At 61.7% G+C, this 23,251-nt stretch carries 22 protein-coding genes and 1 pseudogene; 11 read left to right on the top strand and 12 right to left on the bottom strand.

All coding sequences use genetic code 11. The features are described 5' to 3' along the window. Positions 1 to 222, bottom strand: a 222-nt coding sequence (locus GCT13_RS49765; protein WP_227747164.1) for a hypothetical protein, incomplete at its 3' end; no start/stop codon positions are given. On the opposite strand from GCT13_RS49765, the gene GCT13_RS34825 reads away from it, so the two are divergent. From GCT13_RS34825 to GCT13_RS34805, 5 genes are all read left to right on the top strand, one after another. Further along, positions 221 to 2,011 carry an acyl-CoA dehydrogenase gene (locus GCT13_RS34825; RefSeq protein WP_152766151.1) on the top strand — a complete coding sequence of 597 codons (1,791 nt, stop codon included), beginning with the start codon at positions 221 to 223 and terminating at the stop codon, positions 2,009 to 2,011. The genes GCT13_RS49765 and GCT13_RS34825 overlap by 2 nt on opposite strands. A 15-nt stretch (positions 2,012 to 2,026) precedes the next feature. After that, positions 2,027 to 3,721, top strand: a complete 1,695-nt coding sequence (locus tag GCT13_RS34820) for an electron transfer flavoprotein-ubiquinone oxidoreductase (protein WP_193727830.1) — start codon at positions 2,027 to 2,029, stop codon at positions 3,719 to 3,721. Positions 3,722 to 3,781: 60 nt separating this feature from the next. Beyond that, positions 3,782 to 4,969, top strand: a complete 1,188-nt coding sequence (gene bktB / locus GCT13_RS34815; protein ID WP_152766149.1) for a beta-ketothiolase BktB — start codon at positions 3,782 to 3,784, stop codon at positions 4,967 to 4,969. Between the two features lie 716 nt (positions 4,970 to 5,685). Then, positions 5,686 to 6,531, top strand: a complete 846-nt coding sequence (locus tag GCT13_RS34810) for a YkgJ family cysteine cluster protein (protein WP_152766147.1) — start codon at positions 5,686 to 5,688, stop codon at positions 6,529 to 6,531. A 54-nt stretch (positions 6,532 to 6,585) separates the two neighbouring features. After that, positions 6,586 to 7,305, top strand: a complete 720-nt coding sequence (locus tag GCT13_RS34805; RefSeq protein WP_152766145.1) for a DUF1223 domain-containing protein — start codon at positions 6,586 to 6,588, stop codon at positions 7,303 to 7,305. Positions 7,306 to 7,824: 519 nt separating this feature from the next. Here the strand turns inward: GCT13_RS34805 and GCT13_RS34800 are convergent. Further along, on the bottom strand, positions 7,825 to 8,301 hold the full coding sequence (locus GCT13_RS34800) for a c-type cytochrome (RefSeq protein ID WP_227747163.1): 477 nt from the start codon (positions 8,299 to 8,301) through the stop codon (positions 7,825 to 7,827). Next, positions 8,302 to 8,733, bottom strand: a complete 432-nt coding sequence (locus GCT13_RS34795) for a hypothetical protein (RefSeq protein WP_152766143.1) — start codon at positions 8,731 to 8,733, stop codon at positions 8,302 to 8,304. A 395-nt stretch (positions 8,734 to 9,128) separates the two neighbouring features. Here GCT13_RS34795 and GCT13_RS34790 point away from each other — a divergent pair, with 395 nt between their 5' ends. Continuing rightward, on the top strand, positions 9,129 to 9,428 hold the full coding sequence (locus tag GCT13_RS34790; protein ID WP_152766142.1) for a hypothetical protein: 300 nt from the start codon (positions 9,129 to 9,131) through the stop codon (positions 9,426 to 9,428). A gap of 52 nt (positions 9,429 to 9,480) precedes the next feature. Here the strand turns inward: GCT13_RS34790 and GCT13_RS34785 are convergent, their stop codons facing one another. Then, positions 9,481 to 9,660: a hypothetical protein gene (locus GCT13_RS34785; protein WP_152766141.1), complete on the bottom strand. Its 180-nt coding sequence runs from the start codon at positions 9,658 to 9,660 to the stop codon at positions 9,481 to 9,483. Between the two features lie 576 nt (positions 9,661 to 10,236). On the opposite strand from GCT13_RS34785, the gene GCT13_RS34780 reads away from it, so the two are divergent. The 5 genes from GCT13_RS34780 to GCT13_RS34755 all read left to right on the top strand — a co-directional run bounded on the left by GCT13_RS34780 (position 10,237) and on the right by GCT13_RS34755 (position 16,088). Beyond that, positions 10,237 to 10,707: a MaoC family dehydratase gene (locus tag GCT13_RS34780; RefSeq protein ID WP_152766140.1), complete on the top strand. Its 471-nt coding sequence runs from the start codon at positions 10,237 to 10,239 to the stop codon at positions 10,705 to 10,707. Between the two features lie 13 nt (positions 10,708 to 10,720). Further along, a complete protein-coding gene (locus tag GCT13_RS34775) occupies positions 10,721 to 12,457 on the top strand; it encodes a PHA/PHB synthase family protein (protein WP_152766139.1) in 1,737 nt (578 codons plus the stop codon). 367 nt (positions 12,458 to 12,824) lie between these two features. Then, on the top strand, positions 12,825 to 14,342 hold the full coding sequence (locus GCT13_RS34770; protein WP_407670906.1) for an MltF family protein: 1,518 nt from the start codon (positions 12,825 to 12,827) through the stop codon (positions 14,340 to 14,342). Positions 14,343 to 14,585: 243 nt separating this feature from the next. Continuing rightward, complete coding sequence (locus GCT13_RS34765; RefSeq protein ID WP_152766138.1) at positions 14,586 to 15,356, top strand: TerC family protein; 771 nt, start codon at positions 14,586 to 14,588, stop codon at positions 15,354 to 15,356. Positions 15,357 to 15,659: 303 nt separating this feature from the next. Beyond that, entirely contained in the window at positions 15,660 to 16,088 is a 429-nt protein-coding gene (locus GCT13_RS34755; RefSeq protein ID WP_227747165.1) for a nuclear transport factor 2 family protein, read from the top strand. A gap of 81 nt (positions 16,089 to 16,169) precedes the next feature. Here GCT13_RS34755 and GCT13_RS34750 read toward each other — a convergent pair whose 3' ends face one another. The 8 genes and pseudogenes from GCT13_RS34750 to GCT13_RS34715 form a co-directional block, all read right to left on the bottom strand. After that, positions 16,170 to 17,525: an epoxide hydrolase family protein gene (locus GCT13_RS34750; RefSeq protein ID WP_152766136.1), complete on the bottom strand. Its 1,356-nt coding sequence runs from the start codon at positions 17,523 to 17,525 to the stop codon at positions 16,170 to 16,172. A gap of 384 nt (positions 17,526 to 17,909) precedes the next feature. Next, positions 17,910 to 18,035, bottom strand: a pseudogene (locus tag GCT13_RS51385) (AI-2E family transporter); the annotation flags it as partial. A 129-nt stretch (positions 18,036 to 18,164) separates the two neighbouring features. Continuing rightward, a complete protein-coding gene (locus GCT13_RS34740; RefSeq protein ID WP_152766135.1) occupies positions 18,165 to 18,554 on the bottom strand; it encodes a BON domain-containing protein in 390 nt (129 codons plus the stop codon). A 30-nt stretch (positions 18,555 to 18,584) separates the two neighbouring features. Beyond that, on the bottom strand, positions 18,585 to 19,730 hold the full coding sequence (locus GCT13_RS34735) for a porin (protein ID WP_152766134.1): 1,146 nt from the start codon (positions 19,728 to 19,730) through the stop codon (positions 18,585 to 18,587). Between the two features lie 84 nt (positions 19,731 to 19,814). Beyond that, on the bottom strand, positions 19,815 to 21,443 hold the full coding sequence (locus tag GCT13_RS34730; protein ID WP_152766132.1) for a 3-(methylthio)propionyl-CoA ligase: 1,629 nt from the start codon (positions 21,441 to 21,443) through the stop codon (positions 19,815 to 19,817). Continuing rightward, on the bottom strand, positions 21,431 to 21,784 hold the full coding sequence (locus GCT13_RS34725; RefSeq protein WP_152766130.1) for a Rieske (2Fe-2S) protein: 354 nt from the start codon (positions 21,782 to 21,784) through the stop codon (positions 21,431 to 21,433). The genes GCT13_RS34730 and GCT13_RS34725 overlap by 13 nt, the downstream gene beginning before the upstream one ends. Positions 21,785 to 21,820: 36 nt before the next feature. Then, positions 21,821 to 22,381, bottom strand: coding sequence for an RBBP9/YdeN family alpha/beta hydrolase (locus tag GCT13_RS34720; RefSeq protein ID WP_152766128.1), 561 nt, complete (start codon positions 22,379 to 22,381; stop codon positions 21,821 to 21,823). Between the two features lie 19 nt (positions 22,382 to 22,400). Further along, on the bottom strand, positions 22,401 to 23,249 hold the full coding sequence (locus tag GCT13_RS34715; protein WP_152766126.1) for a TauD/TfdA dioxygenase family protein: 849 nt from the start codon (positions 23,247 to 23,249) through the stop codon (positions 22,401 to 22,403). Positions 23,250 to 23,251: the final 2 nt, after the last annotated feature.

Raw genomic sequence — 23,251 nt, 5'->3', positions numbered from 1 at the left:
ACGCCCGGCACCTACCGAAGGCCCATCGAGGCTGGGTGAAAACCCTGGGCCGGCACGGGCGCGCCCGCTCGCGATGGCCGGATTTGTCAGTACGTGGGCAGCTTTGGACAGCTTGTGCACGGCAGATGCCGGTACGATCGGCTGCATCGTCACCGCCTGGCCATTTCCTTTTCGGGCGTCGTGGCAGTTATCCATCGACCGCTTGATTGGACGAATCACCATGAGCTACACCGCCCCCGTCAAAGACATGCTTTTCGTGCTCAGCGAGCTGAGCGGCATCGCAGACATTGCAAAGTTGCCCGGCTTCGAAGAGGCCGGCCTTGAAACGGCCCAGGCCGTGATCGAAGAATCCGCGAAGCTGTGCGGCGAAGTACTGGCGCCGCTGAACGTCGAAGGCGACCGGAACCCGAGCAGCTGGAAGGAYGGCGTGGTCACGGCCACGCCCGGWTTCGCCGATGCGTTTCGCCAGTTCGCCGCGGGCGGCTGGCAGGGYGTGCAGCATCCCGTCGAATACGAAGGCCAGGGGCTGCCCAAGCTGATCGCGGCGGCCTGCATCGAGATGCTCAACGCGTCGAACCTGTCGTTCGCGCTGTGCCCGCTGCTCACGGACGGCGCAATCGAGGCGCTSCTCACGGCAGGCAGCGAAGCACAGAAGCGCACCTACGTGCCGAAGCTGATCTCAGGCGAGTGGACGGGCACGATGAACCTCACCGAGCCGCAGGCGGGCAGCGATCTCGCGCTGGTGCGCACGCGTGCCGAGCCGCAGGGCGACGGTTCGTACAAGCTCTTCGGCACGAAGATCTTCATCACGTGGGGCGAGCACGACATGGCGAAGAACATCGTCCATCTGGTGCTCGCGCGCACGCCGGACGCGCCCGAAGGCGTGAAGGGCATTTCGCTTTTCATCGTGCCGAAGTTCGTCGTCAACGAGRACGGCTCGCCCGGTGAGCGCAACGACGTGCATTGCGTGTCGATCGAGCACAAGCTCGGCATCAAGGCGAGCCCSACGGCCGTGCTCCAGTTCGGCGATCACGGTGGCGCGATTGGCCATCTGGTCGGCGAGGAGAATCGCGGCCTCGAGTACATGTTCATCATGATGAACGCGGCGCGTTTTGCCGTCGGCATGCAGGGCGTCGCCGTGTCGGACCGTGCTTACCAGAAGGCCGTTGCGTACGCGAAGGAACGCGTACAGAGCCGGCCCGTTGATGGCTCGGCGAAGCAGGCCGTGTCGATCATCCATCATGCAGACGTGCGCCGCATGCTCGCAACGATGCGCGCGCTCACGGAAGCGTCGCGCGCGCTCGCGTACGTCGCGGCGTCGCACTGCGATTTCGCGCACCGCCATCCCGACGACGCGAAGCGTGCCGAACACCAGGCGATCTACGAATACCTGGTGCCGATTGTGAAGGGCTGGAGCACGGAGCTGTCGATCGACGTGGCGAGCCTCGGCGTGCAGGTGCACGGCGGCATGGGCTTCATCGAGGAAACGGGCGCGGCGCAGTACTACCGCGATGCGCGCATCCTGCCGATCTATGAAGGCACGACGGCGATCCAGGCGAACGACCTGATCGGCCGCAAGACGGTGCGCGATGGTGGCGCGGTCGCGCAGGCGCTGCTCGCCGAGATCGCGCAGACCGTCGAAGCGCTGAAGCAGCACGATGGCGCGGCGTTCGCGTCGATGCACAGGCACCTGTCGCATGGACATGATGCGTTGCAATCGGTAGTGGCCTTTGTCGTCGCAAACGTGAAGCGCGATCCGAATGCGGTGTTCGCGGGCAGCGTGCCGTATCTGAAGCTCGCGGGCGTTGTGCTGGGTGGCTGGCAGATGGCGCGCGCGATGCTGGTCGCGCAAGCGAAGCGTGAGGATGACCCGTCGTTCTACGGTGCGAAGATCGCCACCGCGCAGTTCTATGCGGAGCACGTGCTGCCGCAGGCGGTGGCGCTGGAAGCGTCGATCGTCAGTGCGAAGGGCGCGGACGGCGTGCTGGCGCTGTCGGAAGATCAGTTCTAAAGCAGGGACGCAGGCATGACAGCAAACCAGCAAGTCGATCCGTCGCAGGGATGGATCGAGCAGTATGGCCCGCGCGAGTCGATGGAATATGACGTGGTGATCGTCGGCGGCGGACCTGCGGGTCTCGCTGCCGCGATCAGGCTCAAGCAGCGCGCGGCGGAAAAAGGCGTCGAGATCGGCGTGTGCGTGCTTGAAAAAGGCTCGGAGATCGGCGCGCATATCCTCTCGGGCGCCGTGATGGACCCGCGCGCGCTCTATGAGCTGATTCCCGACTGGGAAGACAAGGGCGCGCCTTTGAACGTTGAAGTGACCGAAGACCGGTTTTTGTTTCTCACGGAGACCGGTGCGAAGTCCGTGCCGAACTGGGCACTGCCGGATAACTTCAAGAATCACGGCAACTACGTGATCAGCCTTGCCAATGTCACGCGCTGGCTCGGTCAGCAGGCCGAAGCGCTGGGCGTCGAGATCTTCCCGGGCTTTGCAGCGGCGGAAGTGCTGTACAACGACGACGGCTCGGTCAAGGGCGTGGCGACGGGCAACCTCGGCATCGGCAAGGATGGCCAGCCGACCGAGAACTTCCAGCTCGGCATGGAACTGCACGCGAAGTACACGCTGTTCTGCGAAGGCGCGCGCGGGCATCTCGGCCGTCAACTCTCGGACAAATTCAAACTGCGCGACGGCGCCGATCCGCAGGTCTACGGTATCGGCATCAAGGAACTGTGGGAGATTGATCCGTCGAAGCACAAGCCCGGTCTCGTGATTCACACGGCCGGCTGGCCGCTCGACACGCAGACGTACGGCGGCTCGTTCCTCTACCACATCGACAACAACCAGGTGATGGTGGGCTTTGTCGTTGGCCTCGGCTATTCGAACCCGTATCTGTCGCCGTTCGAGGAATTCCAGCGCTACAAGACGCATCCGGAAATCCGCAAGTTCCTCGAAGGCGGCAAGCGCGTGTCGTATGGTGCACGCGCGATCACGGCAGGCGGGCTGATGTCGCTACCGAGGCTCGTGTTTCCGGGTGGCGCGCTCGTCGGCGATGACGCGGGCTTCCTGAACGCATCGCGTATCAAAGGTTCGCATGCTGCGATCAAGACCGGGATGCTGGCCGCCGATGCCGCATTCGATGCCGTCCAGACTGGCCGCCAAAACGATGAACTCACCGCCTATCCGGAGTCGTTCAAGACCTCGTGGCTGCACACCGAATTGCACAGGGCACGCAATTTCAAGCAGTGGATGAGCAAAGGCCTGTACCTCGGCACGTTGATGGTCGGCATCGAGCAGAAGCTGCTGGGCGGCAAGGTGCCGTGGACGCTTCGTCACAAGCACTGGGATCACGAAATGCTCAAGCCGGCCTCGCAGTGCAAGCCGATCGAGTATCCGAAACCTGACGGCAAGCTCACATTCGACCGGCTCTCTTCGGTGTTCGTCTCGAACACGAACCACGAAGAGAACCAGCCCGCGCATCTGACGCTGAAAGACCCGTCGGTTCCGATCAAGGTGAATCTGCAAACCTACGCGGGCCCCGAAGCGCGTTTCTGCCCAGCGGGTGTCTACGAATTCGTCAAAGACGAAACAAACGAAGACCGCCTGCAAATCAACGCGCAGAACTGCGTGCATTGCAAGACGTGCGATATCAAGGACCCGACGCAGAACATCGTGTGGGTCACGCCGGAAGGCGGTGGCGGTCCGAACTATCCGAACATGTGAGTCTCCGGCGGGCGCGACCGTGCCCGTTCGAAAAGACGCGTCAACTGTGGAGAAAAAACTATGAGCAGGGAAGTGGTGGTCGTAGGCGGCGTGCGTACAGCGATCGGCAAGTTCGGTGGCAGCCTGAAGGACTTCGCGCCGACCGAACTGGGCGCTGCCGTCGTGCGCGAAGTGCTCGCACGAAACCGCGTCGACGCAAAGGATGTCGGCCATGTCGTGTTCGGCAACGTGATTGCCACTGAGCCGAAGGATCTGTACCTGTCGCGCGTCGCGGCCATCGATGCCGGCATCCCCGACTCGACGCCCGCCTTCAACGTCAATCGTCTGTGCGGTTCGGGCCTGCAGGCGATCGTGTCCGCGGCGCAGACCATCATGCTCGGCGATGCGGACGTCGCAATCGGCGGCGGCGCGGAGAACATGAGCCGCGCGCCATACATCTCGACCGACGCGCGTTTCGGCTCGCGCATGGGCGACTCGCGTCTCATCGACATGATGCTCGGTGCGCTGAACGATCCGTTCCAAGCGATGCCGATGGGCGTGACGGCGGAAAACGTCGCGCGCAAGTTCGGCATTTCGCGCGAGCAGCAGGACGCGCTGGCGCTCGAATCGCATCGCCGCGCCGAACGCGCGATTGCCGAAGGCCGCTTCAAGAGCCAGATCATGCCGATGACGCGCATGGTCAAGGGCCGCGAGGTCGTGTTCGATACCGACGAGCACGTGCGTAACGACGCAACGTCCGACGACTTCACGAAGCTGAAGCCCGTCTTCGCGAAGGAGAACGGGACGGTGACGGCCGGCAACGCATCGGGTATCAACGATGCGGCCGCCGCTGTTCTGCTGATGTCGCGCGAAGCGGCGGAGCAGCGCGGTATCGCACCGATGGCTCGGCTTGTCGCCTATGCGCACGCTGGCGTCGATCCGCAGTACATGGGCATCGGGCCCGTGCCGGCGACGCGTCTCGCGCTGCAACGCGCAGGCCTCTCCATCGGCGATCTCGACGTAGTCGAAGCGAACGAGGCGTTCGCGGCCCAGGCGTGCGCCGTGACGCAAGAGTTGGGTCTCGATTCCTCGAAGGTGAATCCGAACGGCTCGGGCATCTCGCTCGGCCATCCCATCGGCGCGACGGGCGCGCTCATTACTGTCAAGGCGCTGCACGAACTGCAGCGCATCAACGGGCGGTATGCGCTTGTCACGATGTGCATCGGCGGCGGCCAGGGTATTGCCGCTATCTTCGAGAACCTTTGCTAAAGGCATGATGCGCGGCGCTCGCCGCGCAAGACAGAGTCAACCTGGCAATCGAAACGATGGGGATGATCGGTGCCGGCCCATCATCCCCATCGGTGCACTCGGGCTCGCGAATATGCGCGGGGCTCGACGTCCGTCGACACGCGTCAAAGAGCGCGACACACCAGGCAGGAATGCCGCGCCGCCGACAATACAAACAACACCCATTGCCGGCAGCACAAGCGGCGGACCAGGCAGCAGGGGCGGCAGACGGCTCGTGACATCAAATATTGAGTCGCGAGCGCCGGTAGCCGCCGATAGTGTGGCTGGCGACGTACTCGATAGCCGCATCTGCTACGGGCATTCCAACGTCCTTTACACCGGCGCAAGCAACCATTGACTTCCCGTCAAGCCGAACGACTGTTGCGGGGTCGACAACTGCCGACCGTCGAGCGGCGCCGCCAGTTTCTCCCGTCCGTTGCGCGGCGATATCGTAGACCGCAATTGATCTGTCAACACTCCGATGCAGCAGCGGCGCGGCAAAGCGCTAAGATGCCGATGCAGACTCGTCCCACATCGCATTGACGACTGTGTGGGACCTGTCAGCTTCTGCAACATCTATTTCGGCCGCTGACCGCGATGGCCTCCCATCGGAGCCTGTCGACTGTCGACGTGTAACCGTTGTCGTGCAGCCGACGAACTAACTTGAACCACCACTCTGCCGCGCGCTAATCCGCGAAATGTCCCTTCACTTTTCATGCACGATGTGCGGCCGTTGCTGCCATGACCTGCGCCTGCCGCTCGCCGTCGATGAGGCGCTCGCCTGGATTGCGCGCGGCGGCGACGTTCAGTTGTTTTGTGACGCTATCGTCTGGCCGCAAGAACCGCCCGAACGCGACGCGCTCGCGCAACACCGGCGCCACCGCTCTTTCGCGGCGTATAGCGGCGTGCTGCCCGTGCGCGTGACGGTGACGCTGGTTGCGGCATTTGCGGGACCGTGTCCCCATCTGCGCGCGGACATGGCCTGCGGCGCGTACGATCAGCGCCCGCGGGTGTGCCGGATCTATCCCGCAGAAATCAATCCTTTCGTGCCGCTCGATCCCGCCGTGAAGGCCTGCCCTTCCGATGCGTGGTCCGGCGCCCATCCATTGTTGATGCACGCAGGCCAGCTTGTCGATGCCGACACCGCTGCCCTGATCGCGCAGTCGCGTGAAGCGGATCGGCGCGACCGCGTCGCCAAGGCGTATCTGTGCATGCTGCTCGGCTACGACACGGCTGCCCTCGCCAACGAAGGCTTTGCCGTCTATGCGCCGCAGCGCATGCGCCTGCAGGCCGCGTTACAGGCGGCGCAACATGCAAGCGCGCACGTCGATGATGCCGAGCCGAGTTCACCGCATCCGTGGCATGTCATCACGAATCGTTCGACGACGCTTGCCACGCTGCGCTCGATCGGCGCGACGGCCAACCCGGCCGCCGAAGCGCCACAGTCCGCGCACACGCCGGCGTACCTCGGCTTCTTCGCTGACGACACCGCCAACGGCGACCGACGCGAATCACCTGACGCGCCGGGAACGGATCAACTGTAACCTGCCCGCGCCGGCAATCGAACTAACGATACCGTCGTCATCTGGAGTCAGCACATGTCCGCCCGTTTTCTCGCTGTCATCTGCGCCGGGGCTGCGGCGCTGCTCGCATCGCATGCATTCGCCGCCGGGCCGCGTCCCGTCGTCGTCGAACTGTTCACGTCGCAGGGCTGTTCATCATGCCCGCCCGCCGACCGCTATCTGTCGGAGCTGAGCGACACGCGCACCGACGTGCTGCCACTGGCATTTCACGTCACATACTGGAACCAGCTCGGCTGGAAAGATCCGTTTTCGTTCGAAGCCGTCGATGCGCGCCAGGCGCAGTACGTCAAGCGGTTCCGCGACTTTGCGTACACGCCGGAAATGGTGATTGACGGCAAGGCCGAAGTGGTCGGCTCGAATCGCGGCGCAGCCAGTTCTGCCATCGACGATGCGAAGTCGACGGGCGTCACGGCCGCGACAGTCAACGCCGCTCGCGAAGGCAGCGGCGTATCGGTGTCGATCGGCCCTGGGCGAGGACGCGCGCGCGTACTGCTGGTCGGCTACGACGCGCGCCACGTCACGCCGATCGGACTCGGCGAGAACGCAGGCCGGACGCTCACCGAGTCGAACATCGTGCGCAGCTTCGCGCCGATCGGCCAATGGTCCGGCGCGCCGCTCACACTGCATGCGAACGCCGTTACCGGCGAACACATGGCGGTACTGCTCGAAGCGTCCGATGGCACGATCGTCGGCGCCGCGCGCGTCGCCGATGGACAGCAAGCGCCTGCGCGTTGAACGATCGGGTCGGTCGGCTCGACTGATTGCAAAGATGATTGCTGGAGGGATTTTTCCTTATCGCGCATTCATCCCTGATCCTTCACCTGCGGCGAGATATCTCCGATAGTCGATGACGTCCATCATGGACCGCTACCCGCAGTACCCGTGCAGTGAAGTTGTGCAGTGAAACCCGGACAACTTCAAGATGTCTCTGCTTGAGGAGGACGCCCCCGACGAACGAGTTCAAACCCCGGCCGCCAAAAAACGGACCGACTCATGCCATGAGTTTCGATAGCTAATTCGCCAAAATTTCCCGGAGTCACGTGCTTCGCGCTATTGAACACGTATTGCGTGAACCAAAATATTTCACACATCACTTCGTGGGCGCACGGATCAGCGCTAAAGCATTTAACGTGTGCCCCATCTACCGCCAGGCTATTTACCGCATAACGCGCGTCCCCGGCGAGATAACGCGAATCGAGTTTTTGAACCGCACGTAACGGACTCCCGCATCGTCATCAGGCGACCCCGTTCTGACTAACGCTGCGCAGGCCGCGGGTCGGCGGGAATGGTGCCGTCGGCACGGCCGAGAAAGTACCGGTAAATATCGTCAATGTGCGCAGCGATCAAAGGGTTGTCGCGATATGCGGGCATTCCGCGGGACGGCTCACCGTCAAGGACCATCCGGACAAACATCTCACGGCTCTGTGTGCGCGCGTACTCGACAATCGAGGGTGCCGCCAGCCCCTGATAGTCCTTGCCATGGCAGCGGGCGCAATCGACGGCGCGCAGGGTACGCCAGGTGCTGACGACGGCGTCATCGGTCAGCCGGGAACCGGTACGCCCGGTGTCCGCATCAGCCCAGGTCGGCATTGCAGCCGCAATCACGACTACGACGGCAACCGCGCAGCACCTTGGCACGATCGCCGACAATGCCGACATTTTTCGACAGTGCCGCGCGGCGAGCGGGTGTATGCCATCGCCGGCGAGCGTATGTTCGGGATGCGCGCGCATTCAATGGAAAGTCGTCGTAGACGACTGCAGCTTAGTCAACACGCCGCTTTTGAATCGGAACCAGCCCTGCGAGCTTTGCATCACGACTTCATCGTCTTGCCAGAACACGCGCTTGACAGTCATGCGCTTACCCGAGCGCTGCACAACTGGCGGATGGTGGCGAAAGTCGTACAGCACTGGGCCGGAATCCGTCTGCACAAGCGTGCGCGTGACGGTGTGATTTACGTTGCCGACATCATCGAAATGCGTGAGCGTGTTCGCGCCGAAGCGATCGAAAATTTCCTTGTCGAGCATCCCGACGAAATCGCGGTCGACGCGCACGAATTGCAGTTCGCCCGAGGGCGTGACGAGCGGGCCGGGCGCGTTGCTTTGCGCACGAACGCAAGTCACGAAACAGGTGGCGGCGAGCGCAGCGAGGAACAGTCGTCTCATGTTTTCCTTTAGATTCAGCCGCGTCCCCGACGATGGAGGCCAACCGGCAATCAATCGTTCTTGGGAACATTGTCGTCATTCTGGTGGAGACGTCGAGGGTCTTCAACTGGCTGCACCGGTCCACAGTAACAGGCTCAGGTCGGCCCGTTGCGCACATTCGCTCTTCCGGAGAGCCATCATTCCCACACGCGCAGGAACTCAAGTTCGCGCTTCGCGGGACCGACATACAATCCGAAGTCAACTCACTAACGGAGGATCGGGTGTTCAGGTGAAAAACAGCGCAAGCCGCAAAGAATATCTGCAGTGACCCAACGCGCCCCGCATGTGCTGCCCCATCCCGGTAGGCAGGCTGTATTCGGGAAGTCCATCTACTATCAAACCACCCAATCCTCGCCATGCCCGCCGTCAAGACGCACTTTCAGGATCTGCCCGTCGCCCTCGACCCGGCCCAACGGCTCGAAATCGCGCACCGGCATTTCGACGTTTGCGCGCTGCCCATCTGGCAGCAGCTCCTGGCGTGGTGCGACCGCATGATCGGCGTGGTCGACCTCCTGACGACGCGCGATGAGCACGGGCGGCCGTCTCGCGGCTGGATCGACCGCTGCGCCGTGGGCGAATTCCTGTTCGCCGACTGCTACACCGACCGCATCACGCAAGACCGGACGCTTCCGCACCGCAACCGCCATTCTGCATGATCGATACGATCACACGAACGCGCCGCGCCTGTTCTTCAATCGACGATGCGGTTCAGTCGAGGCTGGCGAATGGCCCGTGCGAATCCATCCAGTCATAGTGTTCCGTTGTACCCGTCCACGCCCAGTTCGCACGCGAATGCGTCGGCGCACCATGCCTGCCCGCTCCATCGACATGCTGTTGTTCGCTGCGCTCCAGTTCTGTGTTGTCCGTCTTTCTCAGTTCGTGGCTCATCGCTATCTCCCATTAGTGACCTGATGTCCGTTGCTGCCAAATCATGCGAACGGTCATATGAGCAAGTACCGGGCCACTTCGATGGGAGCACCGTTAGACGCCTGATCTAAAAGACTTTCTCTGACGCCGTGCATTTCCAGTTGTTTCAGAATTGCATCCGTGAATTTCAGTTTTGATCGCACTGATTTGCTTTCTTGGAATCTTCATATCCATGCACCAAATCATCTGGATTCCCATGCATTACGGCGACTCGAAACGCGCTGATCCGTGCGACGCATACTCGCCATAACGCGTATGAGATGGCCCCCAAACGCCAAGGCGAACCAGAGAAGCACGCGTACTTCACTGCGCGGTCTTGCAACCGACGGCGGCTCGCGGTTCTCGCACATCGTCTCTTCCCGCGAAGACCACGATGGCATGTTTTGTCACTACATCGGCAGCTTTGGACATCGGACGGACGCGTCCTGACAGTACGATTCAGCCTTGAGATACAGGCCGAATCAGCGGTCAATACAAGACCATGGCGTAGCACGACTATTGACGCGACTGTACGCCAACCCAGCAAACGGAAGAACCATGAACGAGCTTAACGGATACGACTTCGAAGACCTGCAACCAGGCATGAGCGCGACCTTCGCCAAGACCATCACGGAAGCGGACATTCTGATGTTCGCTGGCGCATCTGGCGACATCAACGCAATGCACATCAACGAGCAGTTCGCGCAAACGACGCCCTTCAAGGGGCGCATTGCGCACGGCATGCTGACGGCGAGCATCATCTCCGCGACGATTGCGGGCCGCCTGCCCGGTCCAGGCACGATCTACCTGGGACAAAACCTGCGCTTCAAGGCGCCCGTTCGCCCTGGCGATACGGTTCAGGCCGAGGTGACCATCAAGGAACTGCTGCACGAAAAGCGCCGCGTCGTGCTGTCCACTGTTTGCACGGTCGGCAGTAAAGTCGTGATCGAAGGAGACGCGATCGTTATGCCGACTTCGCGCAGCGATCGGGTCAAAGACAGCGCGGTTTCCGCCGCAATCGGCGCATAACAGCGGGTCTGATATGAGAATGCCATTCAGCATGCCGGACGAGTTCGCGATGGGCTGGCTCAAGGCCGGATTCAATTTCTGGCAGTCATTGCCCGTCACCAACGCACATGACATGACCGTGCTCGACGTCAACGGCAAGGACATCTACCCCGTTTCATCCGGTGCGCGCAACCTCGTGATGCAGGCGAGCGCCAACTACTGGCAACGGCAGACGGAATTATGGAGCGGCGCGTTTGCAGGCGTAATCGGCGCGCGGCCGAAGTCCGTGGTCGAGCCCGAGCGCGGCGACCGGCGCTTTCACGCGGAAGACTGGTCCAGCAACGTCTGGTACAACCTTCTGAAACAGAGCTACCTGCTCAATGCCAGGATGCTCGAAGAGCTGGTCGAGGCGAGCACGCTCGATGAAAAAGAAAAGCACAAGCTGCGTTTTTTCGCGCGTCAGTTCATCGACCTGGCCAGTCCCGCGAACTTCGCCGCAACGAACCCCGAGGTCATCCGGCAAGTGGTCGAGTCGAAGGGATCGAGTCTGCTTTCAGGCTTCACACATCTGTTCGAAGATCTGAAGCAAGGCACGATTTCGATCACCGATCAGAGCGCGTTCGAAGTGGGCCGCAGCGTTGCCGTATCGGAAGGGTCGGTGGTCTATGAAAACGATCTGTTCCAGTTGATCCAGTACGCGCCGCTCACGCCAACGGTCGCGCAACGTCCGCTCCTGATCGTGCCGCCGTGCATCAACAAGTTCTACATCCTCGACCTTCAGCCGGAAAACTCCTTCGTACGCTTTGCGTGCGAACAGGGGCTCACGGTTTTTCTCGTGTCCTGGCGCAATCCACAACAGGACATGGCGCAGACGGAGTGGGACGCGTACCTCGAACAGGGCGTGATGAAGGCGATCGAAATCGCGCGCACGATCAGCCGCGCCGACAAGGTCAATGCATTGGGATGGTGTGTCGGCGGCACGATGCTCTCGTCAGCGCTCGCGGTGATGCGCGCGAACGGCGACGAGTCGGTGGCGAGCGTAACGCTGTTGACGGCGTTGCTCGACTTCAGCGAGCCGGGCGATCTGGGCGTGTTCATCGACGAGATGGGCGTGTCGATGCGCGAGCAGACGATTGGACGCGGCGGCCTCTACCCCGGACGCGAGCTCGGCTTCGTCTTCCAGACACTGCGCGCCAACGATCTGATCTGGCCGTATGTCGTGAACAACTACCTGAAGGGCAAAACGCCGGCTGCATTCGATCTGCTGTACTGGAATGCGGACACGACCAATCTGCCCGGGCCGATGTATAGCTGGTATCTGCGCAACATGTATCTGGAGAACAATTTGCGCGTGCCGGGCAAGCTCACGATGTGCGGCACGCCTGTCGACCTCGGGCGCATCGACATGCCGAGCTATCTGCTCGCGACGGAAGAAGATCACATCGTTCCGTGGAAATCCGCGTATTGCTCGACGCAACTACTGGGCGGCGAAACTGAGTTCGTGCTTGGCGCAAGCGGTCATATCGCGGGCGTGATCAATCCGGCGTCGAAGAACAAGCGAAGCTATTGGACGAACGATGCGGCGGGCAGCAACGCCGACGAGTGGCTCGCATCAGCGGCAAAGCAGCCGGGCAGCTGGTGGAATCACTGGATCGAGTGGGTCAAGCGACATGCCGGTGAGCAAGTGAAAGCGCGTACGACACTTGGCAACGCGAAGCACAAGCCGATCGAGGCCGCACCAGGCCGGTATGTGAAAGTGCGTGCTGATTAAGCGCTGAGCGACAAAGCGGCTAGTGCCGCTTTGTCGTTTGTTATTTCCGGGATCGCGTGCCTTAAAGCCCGCAAATCCGATCAGGCCGGGTGCATCAGCGACATCGACAACCTGAACAACCCGGTACTGGTCCAAAGACCAATAGATCGCGAGGCACATACATCGGGCGAAACGGCGGACATAACGGCTGACACGGCCCGTCCTGCTGCAACAGGTCTTGAACCGTTTTCATGCGCAACTATGCTGTAAGAGTCGAGGCCGATCACTCGAAAAGAAACGCCTCTAAAGCTCAGATCATTACGCGCGGCGGCTGTCCAGGGCGGGCCGGCGCGTCACGATGAAACCGAAAAAGTACGGTGTCTGTATGATGCGTTCCACCCGCGCGTGGCTGGTGCCAGCCCTGTTCGGAGCTTCGCTCTGGGTATGGAGTGCCCTGTGCGCCGCGGTTCAGCCGGCGTCCGCGCCATCATCGGCGTCATTGCCGCCGGCGGCTTCCGCGCCCGTCCCTGCGAGTGCGACGCGGCGGATCGATCTGACCAACAAGCCCTGGCGCGGCGATTTTGACGCGATGGTCGAGCGTCGCCTGATTCGAGTTCTCACGCCCTTTAGCCGGACGCTGTACTTCAATGACCGTGGACATGAGCGCGGCGTAACTGCGGACACCGTGCGCGACTTTGAACGATTCGTCAACAAGACCTACGCCGACCGTCTCGGCAAGCGTCCGATCACGGTCGTCATGATTCCGATGACACGCGACCGGCTGCTGCCGGCCCTCGCGGAAGGCATTGGCGATATTGCGGCCGGCAATCTGACTGTGACCGAGGATCGCCTGAAGCAGGCTGACTTCGTTACTGCGCACGCGCTCAAGCCGACGCGCGAGCTCGTTGTGACGGGTCCGAAGTCACCCGCGTTGTCCAGGCTCGATGACCTGAGCGGCAAGACAGTCGACGTCCGCCGCCATAGCAGCTATTACGAGAGCTTGAACGCATTGAACAGCCGCTTCAAGCAAGCCGGCAAGCCGCCAATGCGGATCGTGCTGCTGCCGGATGCGCTCGAGGATGAAGATGCGATGGAGATGTTGAACGTCGGCCTGCTCCAGATCCTGATCGTCGATGACTGGAAGGCGCGCATGTGGGCGCAGATGCTGCCGCAGATCAAGGTGCACGACAACATCGCGGTGCGCGAGGGCGGTGTCATCGGTTGGGCTATTCGCAAGAACAGCCCCCAGTTGCAGGCGGTGATCAGCAACTTCTACGAGAAGTTCATCAGGAAGCAGAGCGTAGCGGAGGTCCGCCTCAAGCAGTATGTGCAGGGCGTCAAGCAGATTCACAACAACACGGAGAGCGCGGAGCTCAAGCGATTCAGGCAGACCGTGGCCTTCTTCGAGAAGTATGGCCAGCAATATGATTTCGATCCGCTGATGCTCGCGGCCCAGGGGTTTCAGGAATCGCAGCTCAATCAGGATGCGAAGAGTCGGGTGGGCGCGGTCGGCATCATGCAACTGATGCCGGCCACGGGAAAGGAGCTCAACGTCGGGGACATCAAGGTCGCGCAATCGAATATTCATGCCGGCGCAAAGTACCTCGATCAACTGATGACCCGTTACTTCCAGGATGCCCATTTTTCTGAGGTAGACCGGCCGCTGTTCGCTTTCGCCAGCTATAACGCCGGGCCGGGGAACATCGCGAAGATGCGCAAGGAGGCTGCGGCCCGCGGACTCAACCCCGACGTCTGGTTCAACAACGTCGAGATTGTGGTGGCCGAGAAGATCGGCGTCGAAACGACCACCTATGTACGAAACATCTACAAGTACTACGCCTCCTATCGGCTCCTTAAGGAAGCGCAAGCGCAGCGCAGCCGCACGGTTCAGCAGCTGCGCCGCTGAATCGGTCTTCCCGTACCGCGAGTAGCAATTGGGCAGAGATTTGCCAGCCGACCCGGATGTCTCGAAGGCCGTTAGCCGTCTGTAGAGGTGGCGCCGGGTCCATGCCCCTCGCGAAAGCGCGTTCGGGGCCGCCATTTTGCCGTTCGTGTAACGATTTATCCGCAAATCTCTCCTATCCTGTCATGGTCGATTCAACATGTCTCGACGGGCCTCGCGACCGGTGCTTGAACTACTCGTGCGCTTATGGACTATCTCCTCGCTCTCGCTGTCGACCCGGCCGTGTGGGCCGCGCTCGTGACCCTCGTTGTCATGGAGGTCGTCCTCGGTATCGACAACCTGGTTTTCATTTCCATTCTCAGCAACAAACTGCCGCCATCGCAGCGGGTCCGGACCCAGAGAATCGGCATCGCGCTTGCCCTCGTGATGCGCCTTGCATTGCTCGGCACGGTTGCGTGGATCGCGCACTTGACCCAGCCGGCGTTATCGCTCTTTGGCCATGCCTTCGCCTGGCGCGATCTGATCCTGATCGGCGGCGGACTGTTTCTCGTCTGGAAGGCGACGGGGGAAATCCATTATCACGTCGCAAGCAATGAGGAGGGGCGTGCCACCAGCACCGAGGGGCCTACCCGTCTCACGCCACGCTCTGCAATCGGTCAGATTCTGGTGCTCGACCTGGTATTCTCGGTCGACAGCATCATCACCGCAGTCGGCATGACCGAACATGTGGCCATCATGTACGTCGCCGTTATCGTGGCCGTTGCGGCCATGATGTTTGCGGCAGGTCCGTTGTCGCGATTCATCGATCGCAACCCCACGATCGTGATGCTCGCGCTGAGCTTTCTGCTGGTGATTGGCATGACGCTGATCGCCGAGGGCTTCGGCACACACGTTCCAAAGGGCTATATCTACGCGGCGATGGCGTTCTCGGCGTTCGTCGAAGGCATGAACATGCTCGCAAGGCGCAAGAAGTGGAAGCGTGAACAACAAAGGGAAACTCACGATTGCGCGAGTTAGCAGATGCGCGCGACACTGTAGCCGCATCGCTGTCAGCGAGACATTCTGCGTCCGCTTTTAATCGCGGCTTTACGCCTGCAACTTGCTGTCGTTGCTCGAAACGCGCGTCCTTGCGCAAGAGAATCTCGAACCGGATAGTTCAGCTAAAGCAGAGGCCACGAAGTCATTCGACCCGGGGTCGGGCTGGAGCAAGGTGCACGACCGAGATAGCCAATGACAGGTTCGCGCGTGGCGCGAACCTGTTCGATTCCAGCGAGGTGAATCATGAAAATCTGCGTATCGAGGCCGGGCGTACTTGCTGCGATGCTCGTGGTTGTCGTCCATGGCAGCGCATTCGCGAAGACCGAAACCTGCCATCCGACATCGAAGAAACAGATTGCCGCACTTTTCGATCGCTGGAACGATTCGCTGAAGACTGGCAATCCGGATAAGGTCGTGGCGAACTACGCGCCGCACTCAATCCTGCTGCCGACCGTCTCCAACAAGCCACGTTTGACGGTTGAGGAAAAGGTCGACTATTTCAGGCATTTTCTCGAGAACAAACCGGTTGGCACGATCGATTTCCGCGAAATCATGATCGAATGCAACATGGCGGTCGACGCGGGTCTCTACTCGTTCAAGTACGGGGACGGCACAATTGTCAAGGCTCGCTATACGTTCACCTATGAGTGGAATGGGAAAAAATGGCTGATTACCAGCCATCATTCGTCGAAGATGCCAGAAGGCGATTAGGCGACACCGCTCGCGGTTAGCGCTCACGCTCGCGGCGCGCGTCGAATGAAAATACGAACGGGTTGTCGCGACGAGATCCGCTTATTTGCGCAACGGCCTCAAACCCGCGCGCACTTCATCGGCAAACAATTGCGGCTGTTCCCACGCCGCGAAGTGTCCGCCCTTGTCGAGCCGGTTGTACCAGATCAGGTTGTGATACGCGCGCTCGGTCCAGCTTCGCGGCGCCTGATAGTTCTCGCGCGGAAACACGCTCACGGCGGCGGGTACGGACACATCGGCGGCGGCGAGGAAGTTGAAGTGCGACTCCCAGTAGAAGCGCGCCGAGGAAACCCCCGTATTCGTCAGCCAGTAGAGCGTAATGTCGTCGAGGACGTCGTCGCGCGTCATCGCGCCTGACGATTCTCCGTTGACGGTGCGTCCGAACACGGCCGAAGTCAGTGCCGCCGCCGGCTGCGTATAGCCGTCGCCGTGATCGAGAAGCCAGCCTGCGAGGCCGATCGGCGAGTCCGACAGTCCATAGAGCGTTTGTGGGCGTGTCCCCATCTCCAGTGCATAGGCGCGGCGCTTTTTGGCCGCGCTGCTGAGCTGGTCGTACGCGTGCTTTTCGTCGTCGGACAGTCCTGCGGACGGTGGATCGCCTGCCTGCAGCGCCTTGGCGATATCGGCGGGAACGGTGGCCGGGAAGTTGACGTGAATGCCGAGCAACTCGGGCGGCGCCTGCTTGCCCATCACGTTCGCGACCACGCCGCCCAGGTCGCCGCCTTGCGCCGCGAATTTTTCGTATCCGAGGCGCTTCATGAGCGTGACCCACGCGCGCGCAGTGCGCTCCGGACCCCAGCCGGTCCCTGTCGGCTTGCCTGAAAACCCATAGCCCGGCAACGAAGGGATGACGAGATGGAATGCGTCCGATGCGCTCGCCCCGTATGCGGTGGGATTGGTCAGCGGATCGATGATCTTGAACTGCTCGATGACGGAACCGGGCCATCCGTGCGTCACGACAAGCGGCATCGCGCTTCCGTGTTTCGAGCGAACGTGGATGAAGTGGATATCCAGCCCGTCGATCTCCGTCACGAAGTTCGGCAGCGCATTCAGTTTCGCCTCGCACTTGCGCCAGTCGTAATCTGTCGACCAATGGCGAGCGAGTTCCTGCATCATCGCGAGCGGCACCCCTTGCGAGTCGTCCGTGACTGTCTCGCGTTCGGGCCATCGTGTTGCCTTGATGCGCTGGCGCAGATCGGTAAGCTGCGCCTCGGGTGCATGCACACGAAGCGGACGAATTGCAGTCTTGTCGCCGCCCGCTGGTTTCGAAACCGAAAGAATCGACTGATTCGTTTCAGCGAACGCGAGCTGGCTCAGCGAGCCGGCCGCGATAGTCGCCGCCGCGACGCCGACAAAACGGCGGCGAGATTGCGATTGGGGGAAGATGTCGTCTGACATAAGAACTCCTGATTGCAGTGAAGCCCGGTTCGCGTTCGTTCGGAGCATGAGTTTGCGAAGCGTCGAAAGCGATACGCGCGGCGCGTTCGGTGTGATGCGATTGGAACGCATCAATGTATCTCGCGCGTTTCCGAAAGCGCCGCTTTTGTACGCACACGTATCGACGCGCCGAACAGATATATGCGCACGAACTCCTTCAGCTGCGTGTTGCGGATACCGAGGCAACCGTGGAGTTCGGAACTGCCACGCCATGTTCGCAGTTCGGCGCGGCATTCGCAGCACGTTCATAAACGTGCGAAGCAGGGGTGCGGTCGATCAGAAGGCTCAAACGAGCGAAGTTGATGTTCCGCGCCAAACTGTGGAAGGCGCGGATTATCGGCGAGGCAGATTCAGGAATGGGACGACGATCCGAAAACAGAAGATCGCGAATATGGCGATGAGGCCCGCGCGGATCAGTCCATCCGGCGATCCGCGCGCAAGCGGCTTCTCATTGCTTTCGATGGGCAACATCGATGGTCCCGGCTGTCCAGAGGTCAGAACAGCGGTCCGCGGCTGATATTGGACTCTGGTCCAATGAGCCGCGAACACCAGCGACCGTTGCCCTTGTTCAGATAGAAGCCGCTTGCCGACGACAGACGCTTACATGCCGCCGAACGGCTTCTTCACCGTCAGCTTGTTGGTCACGGAAGTCACGCCCGGCACGCCCTTCGCGATCTCCGCAACCTTGTCGATCTGCGAAGCGTCCTCGACCGTGCCGTTCAGCGTCACCGCACCGCCTTTCGCGATCACACTGATGTTTCCTGCGTCGATCTCCTTGTGCGTCCCGATCGCGGCATAAATCTTCCGACGCAGCGCACGATCCGCTTTCCTTCCGGTTGCGGGCGCCGCGGCACCGGACGCGGCCATTGCAGATGCGCCCGGCGCAGTGGCCGGCGCGCTGGCCGTCTGGCCCGGCTGGGACCATGCACCGATCGACATCGCGACGAGCAGTACGGCGACCGCCATTTCGAGTACCTGAATGCTTTTCATCGACTACTCCGTTTTATATGTGTGATGCAATCAGAAGATATGGCGAATGCCGACCATTGCCGCAGTAGTGGACTCGCCCGGCGCAACAGGAGCCCCGTAGATGATCGTCTGGTTCATGGTTCCCTTGTTGCTGACATAGCCCACTTGCGCGTAAGCCTTGGTCCTCTGCGACAGGTTGTATTCCGCGCCCACTGCGAACTCGCTCGAATGGTTCGACGAATTGTTCTTGTCCTTCAGGTAGTAGTAGCCGGACGTGATCTTGAAGCGCGGATTGAACTGATAGCCGAGGCCACCCGACGCCATTTCGAAGTCCGCGGTATTGCTATGAGCCGGGTTCTTGCCGACACCGTACGAAGCAGAAATCGAAAATCCGCTGATCGTGTACATCGCTCCGAAATAGTAGAAGCGATTGTTGTCGACTCCTGTCGCGGGCACTGCGGGAGCCGCCGGGTAGGTCAGCGGGAACGGATTGGTATCGTGCCCGTTGTAGTAGACGGCAGAGAGATTCAGACCATAGTTCGAATACTTGAGCACGGCCGACTCGCGCGTGCCACCCTGGAAGTGCCCTGGGACGCCGCCCGGAGCGTACTCCAGTGCGAGCGAGGCGCCATAAAACTTCGGCGAGTTGTAGACCAGCGCATTGCTGTCATAGAGCGCGCCGATCGGCGCATTCGTGCTCGTGCCGGGCCAGCCGGCCGCCTGATTCACGCCCAGCCACGCGGTCAGAATACTGCCGAAATACTGCGCGCCCCGCACATCCGTTTCAGCCATCGCGTAGATCATCGGAATGATCTGCCGGCCGGCGTCGAACGTGCCGAACGGACCGGACAAGCCAATCGTCGCGAACTGGTTGAAGATCGCGGTCGTGCCCGGCGTATCGGACAGGCCGAACTTGCCATTCGTGGAGTTGAATACGCCCTGCAGCTTGAAGTTGACCTTGTAGCCGCCACCGATGTCTTCGCTTCCCTTCATGCCCCAGAAGCTCGCATAGATGCCGCCGTCCTTGAGCTGATAGACGTGACCCAGGTTGGGCGCATGCGGCTGAAACGTCGCCGCAGAGGTGCTCTGATACAGGAATCCCGTGTCGATCACGCCATAGAGCGTAACGGACGATTGCGCATGAGCGGCCGTGGCGAAAATCGCCAGTGCAGCAGCGCTGCTTAACTTCATTTTCATTCAGTCTCCTCCAATCCTTGGATCGCCGGGCGCACCCGGCTGTTTTTTCATCGAATAGAACAGCGTTATCAAAAGCCCGACGCGTCAGGCCGTCAGGTAGTAGTCTCCAAACTGGTCACGCAACAGGTTCTTGAGCACCTTGCCCGTTGCACCAAGGGGAACGGTATCGACGAACACCACCGCATCGGGCTTCCACCATTTCGCGACCCGGCCATCGAAGAAGCCCAGCAGTTCTTCCGCGGCGAGCGCGCTGCCCGGCTTCTTCACGATCAGCAGCAGTGGCCGCTCGTCCCACTTCGGATGCCGCGCGGCGATGCACACGGCAGTCGAGACTTCCGGATGCAGGCACGCGACGTTTTCGATGTCGGTCGAACTGATCCATTCGCCGCCCGACTTGATGACGTCCTTGCTGCGATCCGTGATCTGCATGAAGCCGTCGGCGTCGATCTTCGCGATGTCGCCCGTCGGAAACCAGCCGTCGCGCAAATGCGACGCGTCGCAACTGCCGAAGTACTGCTGCACGACCCACTGGCCGCGCACGAGCAGATCGCCGGCCGCCTGGCCGTCCCACGGCAGTTCTTCGCCATCGGGGCCGACGATCTTCATGTCGATGCCGAACACCGAGCGGCCCTGCTTCGCCTGAACGGCATAGCGCTCGTCCGTGGGCAGAGCAAGGTGATGAGCCTTGAACGCGCACACCGTGCCGACCGGGCTCAATTCCGTCATGCCCCATGCGTGCAGAACGTCGACCTGATAGCGCTCCTGGAACGCCGCCGTCATCGCCGTAGGGCACGGCGCGCCGCCGATGATCGTGCGCCTCATCGACGAGAACGCACCCTCGATCGCGTCGGCATGCGCAAGCAGTCCTTGCCAGACAGTCGGCACACCCGCCGACAGCGTGACCTGCTCGGTTTCGATCAGTTCGTAGAGCGACTTGCCGTCGAGCGCCGGCCCCGGAAACACCAGCTTCGCGCCGACCATGCAGGCGATGTACGGCAGTCCCCATGCGTTCACATGGAACATCGGCACGACGGGCAGGATCGCGTCGCGCGCCGAACAGTTCAGCGAATCCGGCAGCGCCGCTGCGTAGGTGTGCAGCACCGTCGAGCGGTGGCTGTACAGCACGCCCTTCGGATTGCCCGTGGTGCCCGACGTGTAGCACAGCGACGAAGCGCTGTTCTCGTCGATGACCGGCCAGTCGAACTCGTCGTCGTGAAGATCGATGAGATCCTCGTAGCACAGCAGCATCGTGGACAGGCCATGCTCTTGCGGCATGTGCGCGCGGTCGGTCATCGCGACGAACACCTTCGGGCTCTTGACGCGCGGCGCAACACTCTCGATCAGCGGCAAGAACGTGAGATCGAAGAACACGACGCGATCTTCCGCGTGCTCGATGATGTACGCGAGCTGATCGACGTGCAGACGCGGGTTCAGCGTATGCAGCACGGACCCGGACCCCGACACGGCGAAATACAGCTCCATGTGCCGATAGCCGTTCCATGCCAACGTCCCTACCCGATCGCCCGGCCTGACGCCGAGGCTGGTCAACGCGTTTGCCATGCGGCGCGCGCGCTGCGCGAGATCGCGATACGTATAGCGGTGAATATCCCCTTCGACCCGGCGCGACACGATTTCCTGTTTGCCGTGATGGCGCTCGGCGTGCATGAGCAGCGAAGCGACCAGCAGCGGCTGCTGCATCATCAAACCTTGCATCCTTCCTTCTCCTGATTGGTGGTGGCGTCCGGCTCATCGAGACTGACGACCAGTTGCCCATCGACTGTCCGCACCGGGAAAGTCGTCAGGCTCAAACCGCCGGTGCCCGGCATGCAGCCTGTGCGCAGATCGAAGCGCAGTCCGTGTGCGGGGCAACGCAACACACATCCTTCCAGCTGTCCGCTCGCGAGCGACGCTCCGTTGTGCGGACACGAGTTGTCGATTGCGTGAATCGCGCCGCCGATGTTGAAGAGGACGATGCTGCGTCCATCGACGAATGCGAGCTTCCGCTGGCCGGACGCGAGCTCATCGGCAAGGCCCACCACGATCTGACGTGACATCTCAACTTCCTTTCCTGATCCGCCGCGCAGCGCAGATCAAAGCAATTCGCGAATCAGCGTCTGCGCCAGCGGCCATTCGCCAAAGCCCGCAGCGGGATTCAGATGGCCGACTTCGCCGAGGTCGACGAGTCGGCTGCCCCAGTCTTGCGCCATTGCACGCACACGTTCGAACTGCGCGAGCGGATCGTTGCGGCTCGCGCCGACGATGCTCGGGAACGGCAACGGCTTGCGCGGGACGGGATGCCAGCCGTTCTGCGCGAGCGCATCGATGGACGGATAGCCTGCCGGCAGCGGCGTTTCAAGGTCCGCAGGCGTCGCAAGCAGCGCACCGTGAATCTTGCGGCTGTGCTGCTGCGCCCAGTGCACGGTGATCATCACGCCCGCGCTGTGCGCGACCAGGATCACCGGGCCGTCAATCTTCGCGAGCGCTGCATCGAGCGCCGCGACGCGTGCCGCGCAACTGAGCTTGTCGTGTTCGAGCGGCGGCACCGAGGCGGCCTTGGGCAGCTTCTGCTCCAGCAGGGTCTGCCAGTGTTCCGCGACGTGGTCGCGCAAGCCGGGCACGATCAGGATGGTCGGCGTCGTATCGAGAGTCATGAAGCGGTGTCCTGCGCAATCAGTACGGCTTGTCGCCGATAATGCCGGCGCGTTCCATCTTGCGATGGCACGGCGCGTAATCCATCACCGCATAGTGCTGCGTGCTGCGGTTGTCCCAGATCGCGATGCTGTTCTTCTGCCAGCGCCAGCGCACCTGGTACTCGGGGATGTAGGCCTGGCTGATCAGATAGCGCAGCAGGTCGCCTGCGCCCGGATTCGCGTCCTGCCCGAAGCGCACGCGCGCCGGCGTGTGATAGTTGGTGATATGGGTGGTGAAGGCGCTCACGAACAGCAGCTTCTCGCCCGTCTCGGGATGCGTGCGCACGACGGGGTGCTCCGCGTCCGGAAACTGCTCCTTCAGCGCGAGGCGCTTTTCGATCGGCATGGCGGCGCCGAAGCTCGCCTCGATGCTGTGGCGGGCGCGAAGTTCCGCGATCTGGCTCTTGATGTGATCCGGCAGGTTCTCGTATGCGAGGACCATGTTCGCCCACATCGTATCGCCGCCGACGGGCGGACACTCCACACAGCGCAGAACCGCGCCGAACTGCGGCGCTTCGCGCCAGGTGGCGTCCGCATGCCACGCGTTTTCGTAGCGGTCATTCGGCTGATCCGGGTTCTTGTAGATGCGCACGAGGCCCGGATGCTCCGGATCGCTGCCCGCGACGGGATGATCTTCCAGTTCGCCGAAGCGGCGCGCAAACGCCACATGCTCGGTGCGCGTGATGTCCTGGTCGCGCAGGAACAGCACCCGATGCTTCAGCAGCGCGGCGCGGATTTCGGCGAACAGCGCATCGTCGTGGATGGCATCGGCGAGATTCACGCCGACCAGTTCCGCGCCGATCGAGCATGTCAGTTGTTCGATTCGCATGA

This window comes from Paraburkholderia franconis (assembly GCF_009362735.1).
Taxonomy (GTDB): Bacteria; Pseudomonadota; Gammaproteobacteria; order Burkholderiales; family Burkholderiaceae; genus Paraburkholderia; species Paraburkholderia franconis.
The sequence above is the reverse complement of the archived record's forward strand: the minus strand, read 5'-3'. Positions and strand labels throughout refer to the sequence as shown.

Bases quoted from the DNA above. Each gene is read 5' to 3' on its own strand.
- GCT13_RS34820 (WP_193727830.1), top strand. From the start codon at position 2,027: ATGACAGCAAACCAGCAAGTCGATCCGTCGCAGGGATGGATCGAGCAG.
- bktB (WP_152766149.1), top strand. From the start codon at position 3,782: ATGAGCAGGGAAGTGGTGGTCGTAGGCGGCGTGCGTACAGCGATCGGC.
- GCT13_RS34810 (WP_152766147.1), top strand. From the start codon at position 5,686: ATGTCCCTTCACTTTTCATGCACGATGTGCGGCCGTTGCTGCCATGAC.
- GCT13_RS34805 (WP_152766145.1), top strand. From the start codon at position 6,586: ATGTCCGCCCGTTTTCTCGCTGTCATCTGCGCCGGGGCTGCGGCGCTG.
- GCT13_RS34800 (WP_227747163.1), bottom strand. From the start codon at position 8,301: ATGCGCGCGCATCCCGAACATACGCTCGCCGGCGATGGCATACACCCG.
- GCT13_RS34795 (WP_152766143.1), bottom strand. From the start codon at position 8,733: ATGAGACGACTGTTCCTCGCTGCGCTCGCCGCCACCTGTTTCGTGACT.
- GCT13_RS34790 (WP_152766142.1), top strand. From the start codon at position 9,129: ATGCCCGCCGTCAAGACGCACTTTCAGGATCTGCCCGTCGCCCTCGAC.
- GCT13_RS34785 (WP_152766141.1), bottom strand. From the start codon at position 9,660: ATGAGCCACGAACTGAGAAAGACGGACAACACAGAACTGGAGCGCAGC.
- GCT13_RS34780 (WP_152766140.1), top strand. From the start codon at position 10,237: ATGAACGAGCTTAACGGATACGACTTCGAAGACCTGCAACCAGGCATG.
- GCT13_RS34775 (WP_152766139.1), top strand. From the start codon at position 10,721: ATGAGAATGCCATTCAGCATGCCGGACGAGTTCGCGATGGGCTGGCTC.
- GCT13_RS34770 (WP_407670906.1), top strand. From the start codon at position 12,825: ATGCGTTCCACCCGCGCGTGGCTGGTGCCAGCCCTGTTCGGAGCTTCG.
- GCT13_RS34765 (WP_152766138.1), top strand. From the start codon at position 14,586: ATGGACTATCTCCTCGCTCTCGCTGTCGACCCGGCCGTGTGGGCCGCG.
- GCT13_RS34755 (WP_227747165.1), top strand. From the start codon at position 15,660: ATGCTCGTGGTTGTCGTCCATGGCAGCGCATTCGCGAAGACCGAAACC.
- GCT13_RS34750 (WP_152766136.1), bottom strand. From the start codon at position 17,525: ATGTCAGACGACATCTTCCCCCAATCGCAATCTCGCCGCCGTTTTGTC.
- GCT13_RS34740 (WP_152766135.1), bottom strand. From the start codon at position 18,554: ATGAAAAGCATTCAGGTACTCGAAATGGCGGTCGCCGTACTGCTCGTC.
- GCT13_RS34735 (WP_152766134.1), bottom strand. From the start codon at position 19,730: ATGAAAATGAAGTTAAGCAGCGCTGCTGCACTGGCGATTTTCGCCACG.
- GCT13_RS34730 (WP_152766132.1), bottom strand. From the start codon at position 21,443: ATGCAAGGTTTGATGATGCAGCAGCCGCTGCTGGTCGCTTCGCTGCTC.
- GCT13_RS34725 (WP_152766130.1), bottom strand. From the start codon at position 21,784: ATGTCACGTCAGATCGTGGTGGGCCTTGCCGATGAGCTCGCGTCCGGC.
- GCT13_RS34720 (WP_152766128.1), bottom strand. From the start codon at position 22,381: ATGACTCTCGATACGACGCCGACCATCCTGATCGTGCCCGGCTTGCGC.
- GCT13_RS34715 (WP_152766126.1), bottom strand. From the start codon at position 23,249: ATGCGAATCGAACAACTGACATGCTCGATCGGCGCGGAACTGGTCGGC.